Source organism: Pleionea sp. WD8-19, from assembly GCF_055326765.1.
Genome location: NZ_JBUZOU010000042.1, coordinates 1 through 4,916, shown reverse-complemented (window position 1 = coordinate 4,916; position 4,916 = coordinate 1). Strand labels below are relative to the sequence as shown.

At 45.9% G+C, this 4,916-nt stretch carries 7 protein-coding genes; all 7 read left to right on the top strand.

The window, feature by feature from the left end; translation table 11 throughout:
• The coding region (gene lysC / locus ACTUJY_RS20845; RefSeq protein ID WP_463617983.1) for an Rz1-like lysis system protein LysC at positions 1-223 on the top strand (223 nt) is incomplete at its 5' end.
• 3 nt (positions 224-226) lie between these two features.
• Positions 227-1,372 (top strand): hypothetical protein, encoded by a 1,146-nt coding sequence (locus tag ACTUJY_RS20840; RefSeq protein ID WP_463618065.1) that lies wholly within the window; start codon positions 227-229, stop codon positions 1,370-1,372.
• Between the two features lie 9 nt (positions 1,373-1,381).
• Positions 1,382-1,723 carry a phage tail fiber protein gene (locus ACTUJY_RS20835; RefSeq protein WP_463618064.1) on the top strand — a complete coding sequence of 114 codons (342 nt, stop codon included), beginning with the start codon at positions 1,382-1,384 and terminating at the stop codon, positions 1,721-1,723.
• On the top strand, positions 1,716-2,036 hold the full coding sequence (locus ACTUJY_RS20830; protein WP_463618063.1) for a hypothetical protein: 321 nt from the start codon (positions 1,716-1,718) through the stop codon (positions 2,034-2,036). The genes ACTUJY_RS20835 and ACTUJY_RS20830 overlap by 8 nt, the downstream gene beginning before the upstream one ends.
• A 1-nt stretch (position 2,037) precedes the next feature.
• Complete coding sequence (locus ACTUJY_RS20825) at positions 2,038-2,631, top strand: phage tail protein (protein WP_463618062.1); 594 nt, start codon at positions 2,038-2,040, stop codon at positions 2,629-2,631.
• Between the two features lie 148 nt (positions 2,632-2,779).
• Positions 2,780-3,286, top strand: coding sequence for a terminase small subunit (locus tag ACTUJY_RS20820; RefSeq protein WP_463618061.1), 507 nt, complete (start codon positions 2,780-2,782; stop codon positions 3,284-3,286).
• Positions 3,237-4,916, top strand: a 1,680-nt coding sequence (locus ACTUJY_RS20815; protein WP_463618060.1) for a phage terminase large subunit family protein, incomplete at its 3' end; no start/stop codon positions are given. The genes ACTUJY_RS20820 and ACTUJY_RS20815, both read left to right, overlap by 50 nt.

The following is a 4,916-nucleotide window of genomic DNA, read 5'->3' as shown; positions in this document are numbered from 1 at the left end:
GATGTTAGGCGGCTGCTCATTCACGCCGAAAACGATCACAGTCACCAAGCGCGTGATGGTCCTGCCACCGAAAGCATTGATCCAAAATTGTGAAACGGTTCGCTTTGACGGACGACGCAATCGCGACTTGGTGGATTACGCTGTCGCACTTGAAAAAGCACACGCGATTTGTTCCGCACAAGTTAAAGCGTTAGCGCATTGGCGCGAACAACAAGAGCGTTAATCGATGGCAAACATCACACCCATTCAGTCGTGGTTTTCGCAGTATGCCACTTCGCGCTCATTTGATGCGGTGAATTTAACCAAGGGCGATGTCGTTGTTGCCGCAACGAAAATGGACAACGGTGGTTCGGCCACCTGTACCAGCTCAAATTTAAGTTTTGTTGAAATCGGAAATCAACACGGTTGTTTTTTTTGGTATGCGGTGGCTCCGAATGATTTAACGTCGGAAGAGGTTACGGTCACCTTTGGCGGCGCTTCACCCAAAGCGGGTGGTCAGTTGTTTCGTGTTACAGGCGCAGATGCTAACCATCCTTTTGAGCAAATCATTTTTGGAGTGCACTCCGGCAGTGGTTCCAACCCTGAGCCGCGCAGTGAATTCATTGCATTGGCTGACTTAGCGAATACTGCCAACGAAACTCTTTTTGTGATTGGCATTGAGGGCGGTGAATGTTCAACAGTGACACCTGCAACAGAAATACTCAATCCAAATCCGGTGAATTACAAAGCGAATTTGTATTCTCGTTACACGTCACCCGGTGTGACATCGTTTGAGTATGCCATTCCCTTTAAATACAACACGGGGATTTATTGCGGCCTAGAAGTGCGTCAAGCTGACGGTGCTTCAACGGAGGTCAGTGGTACTGCCAATCTATCCGCGACGAGTGACGTTACTGCAACCGGTCAAAAACAGTCAGATGATTTTGCAACACTTTCTATCGCTTCATCGGTTTCCGGAGTTGGACGCAAGGCGGCTACTTCGTCAGCCACAGCTCAAGCGGTCGTCAATGTCAGTGCGTTAAGTCAAAAACACATCGCGCACACTCTTGAGCTGAGCGTTCCAACATCCGGCACCGTATTGGGCGAAAAACACGTCTATAGCAACGAAAGCATTTCTGTTAAGGCTTCGATCAGTCTTGTTGGAGAAAAGCCAAGTAATGTGAATGTAGACTTATTGAGTGCTGCGTCGGTTACAACGTTGGGAACTAAATCTTCCATTGGCACAGCAACACTTTCAGCAACCATTCAATGGCTTCTTGTTGAAAACGCAAAGACGTTACCCACATTGGATAGCGATGATTTAACACTGTTTGGATTGAGCGGCTTTAGCTTTCAGTCGCTGTCTGATGAATTCACTTTGGTAAAACTTTAGGATTTGAAAATGCCATTATCCACTTCTGCAAAAAATTTAATGTTGGATGCACTTGATATTAATTCCGTTGCATTACATTCGGGCGACCCAGGCGCTGTTGGAACGGACAACGAAATTTCTGGTGGTAGCTACACACGTCAAACCATTACTTTTTCAGCCGCAACAAATGGTGCAAGAGATTCCAGCAATCAACCCGCGTTTAACGTTCCTGGTGGTGCTACTGTTGCGTGGGTTTCGTTTTGGGCGAATACAACGTTTCGTGGTTCTCGCCAATTGGCAACGCCTGAAACTTTCGGTTCTGATGGGACTTACACACTGACCGATTCTGATTTAGTGCTCAGCGATGCCTAACTTATTAGAACGAGTATTCAACGGGCGCGATAACGAAATTGAAATTCTGGTAACCAATAATGGAATACCTGTTGATTGGTCAAGTGTTACGCGTTGGACATGCGAAGCAAACAACATCACGCTCGATACACAGATTTCAACAGGTGCAATTACTGGTGATGCAAACGGAGTTATTAAATTGCGTTTAGGTAGTGCGGGTTTTACGCCGGGCCTGCATTATCTTCGCTTAACAGCTTATGATCCTGAGCATCCAAACGGGCAAGTGATTACGAGTCCTAACACCAAAAACAAGATTGAAATTCTGGTTGAATAATGTGAGCTTTTCCATAGAGCACGATTTAAAAGACTGTGCAAAAGATTTAACGCAGTTGCAAAAGCTGTCGATTCCCGAAGCGATAAAGATTGCTCAAAACAAAACGCTTTCCAGTGTGCGTGTTGCAGCTCAAAGGGCAATAGCGAAAGAATCTGGAATGCTTCAGAAAACGGTTAAAGAACGATTGATTGAACGTCCAACCAATCGTTTTGATAAAGCGGCAATTCTGGATGCGAAAACAGGGCGCGCCTACAATTTGATTACCTCTGTTCCTAAGAGTCAGCGCAGACCAGGTTATTTCAATAAGCGGATTAAAACCGGTAAGCGTAAAGGTCAATATCGTGCGCAAGGTGTGGTTGCTAAGGCATGGGGTGAGCGGAAAGCTTATAAACACACCTTTATCATAAATAGTCGTAATGGGCCGATTGTAGTATCTCGAAAGAATAATAAGCTTGAGTCTAAGGCTGGGCCTTCAATAAGAAGGATATTTAATGACGAAGAAATACGCGTGATCATGCGCAGTAAAGCTGCAGAGCGAATGTCAATTGAGTTCAATCGTGCGATCAAAAAATTAATCCGAGTTAAGTCTAAATAATTTTAGAACTGTCAAGTTCAAGTACGCAAAAATAATTTAAAAAAAGGTACTTTTAAAGCTTGACATTGGGGGTGCGTGGCCTCGCGGCGTTTCCTTTGTGCGTGGTTTTTACCACCTTTCTTTTTGTTTACCAAAAGGTTTTCTCATCATGAAAGTTAATCGCAGTGATCTGGCGGATCTGCTGGGCGTATCCCTGCCTACGATCAACGCTAAAGTCAAAGCTGGAATGCCTTTTGTTTCGAAAGGCAGTCGAGGTAAAGAGTGGATTTTTGAAACAGTGGATGTGCTCACTTGGGAAAAAGATCAGGCCGTTTTCAATGCTGTCGGTGATGTCACTAAAGCGGATAAAGAAGAGCTGCAACTGAGAAAGCTGCAAGCGGAAACCACTATCGTTGAAATCGAAGTGCAAAAAAAACGAGGTGACGTGGCTGAGCTTGCGGAGTTTGAGAAACAGTGGAGCAGCTTATTCATCGAACTGAGGACACGCTTAAGGCAAGTTGCGGATAGAGCTTCACGTGGCGTTATTGGTTTAAGTCGTGAGCGAGACATTAAAGAAATCATTCAAGATGAAATTGATCAAGCATTAGAGGTTATTGCAGACACATATGATGGCAACGACAGTGACGACGCAGAAAGCGAGTCTGAGGAATATTGATGGTGTAAAGTTAACACTAAAACGATCACTTCAACATTTAAAACCGCCCGAAAAATTAAAGCCTTCGGAATGGGCTGAAAAAAAATGCCGGATCCCAACCGGAAATAAAACGCCTGGCCCTGTTCGCTTCCGAAACGCACCTTACCAAGTTGAACCGCTCGATATGATGGAGCATCCCGACTGCATCCGCATTACCTTAATGTGGGGCGCGCAAACGGGTAAGTCGCAAGTACAGTTGATGGGTATGGGGTATTACATCGATCACAACCCGCAATCGATCATGCACATGCAGCCCAGTCAGGGCGATTTGCAAACTTGGTTAAGCGCCAAGTTTGATCCAATGGTCGATACCACACCAAGCTTAAAAACCAAGATCGCTGCTGCTCGTGGACGCGACGGTGTCAATAACCAACGCATGAAACAATACCCCGGTGGTTTTTTAATGTTCGCCTGGGCCGGTTCACCCAAAACCATGCGTGGTCGAAGCGCACCGAAAATCTTTCCCGATGAAATCGACGGTTACGAACGCACCGAAGAAGGTAACGCCATTGGCCTGTTGTTTCAACGTTCCGCAACCTTCGGTGATGATCGTTTGTTGTTTGAAACGTCAACGCCAACGCTCAAAGGTTATAGCGCTATCGAAAGCGCGTTTGATTCCGGTGATCAACGCCGATGGCATTGCGAGTGTCCTCATTGCAATGAAAAGCAATACCTCAAGTGGTCACAAGTGAACTGGCAAAAAGAGGAGAGCGGCGAACACTTGCCCGAAACGGCTGTGTACGTTTGCGAACATTGTGGCGTGGGTTGGAACGATGCCGAACGTTACGCCGCTATACGCAATGGCGAATGGATCGCTGCAAAACCGTTCAAAGGTCATGCAAGTTATCACCTGCCCGAAATGTGCAGTATGTTCCGACGATTGGCTGATATTGTTCAATCGTTTCTCGATAAAAAATCGACCGGTGATCTACAAACCTTCGTCAATGTCTCGCTTGCTGAAACGTGGGAAGAAGAAGGCGAAACCACCGATCATCAAACGTTGATGAATCGACGTGAAACTTTTGAACATGAGATCCCTGAAGGTGCTTGTGCGCTGGTCCTCTCTGCCGATGTTCAGCAAGATCGGATCGAATACAAAGTCAAAGCATTCGGCCCCGGTGAGGAAAACTGGGACATTTACTTTAAAACATTACGCGGCGATCCTACGACGCAAAAACTTTGGGACGAGTTCGATAAGGAAATTAATCAAACCTTTCGACACGCAACCGGTGCCATCCTTTCTATCGGTTGTACGGTTATCGACTCAGGCGCATTCACCGATCACGTTTATAAATTTGTAAAGCCGCGAGAAGGCCAACGCGTTTACGCGATCAAGGGTAAGGGCGGTGATGGTATTCCGCTGGTAAACCGTGGCAGTCGAAACAATAAGTACAACGTTCGATTGTTTACGGTGGGTGTCGATGCAGGCAAGGATTTGATTTATCGCCGTTTCAAGGTAGAAGAGCCAGGACCGGGTTATTGTCATTTCTCAAAGCATCCTTGTTTCGATGAGGAATACTTTTTACAGCTTTGTTCTGAAAAACGAGTAACACGCTTTTCAAAAGGCAAGGTTCGTTCGGAGTGGATTAAA

What these genes read in the sequence shown, in the direction of transcription:
- ACTUJY_RS20840 (WP_463618065.1), top strand. Translation starts at nt 227, where the DNA reads ATGGCAAACATCACACCCATTCAGTCGTGGTTTTCGCAGTATGCCACT.
- ACTUJY_RS20835 (WP_463618064.1), top strand. Translation starts at nt 1,382, where the DNA reads ATGCCATTATCCACTTCTGCAAAAAATTTAATGTTGGATGCACTTGAT.
- ACTUJY_RS20830 (WP_463618063.1), top strand. Translation starts at nt 1,716, where the DNA reads ATGCCTAACTTATTAGAACGAGTATTCAACGGGCGCGATAACGAAATT.
- ACTUJY_RS20820 (WP_463618061.1), top strand. Translation starts at nt 2,780, where the DNA reads ATGAAAGTTAATCGCAGTGATCTGGCGGATCTGCTGGGCGTATCCCTG.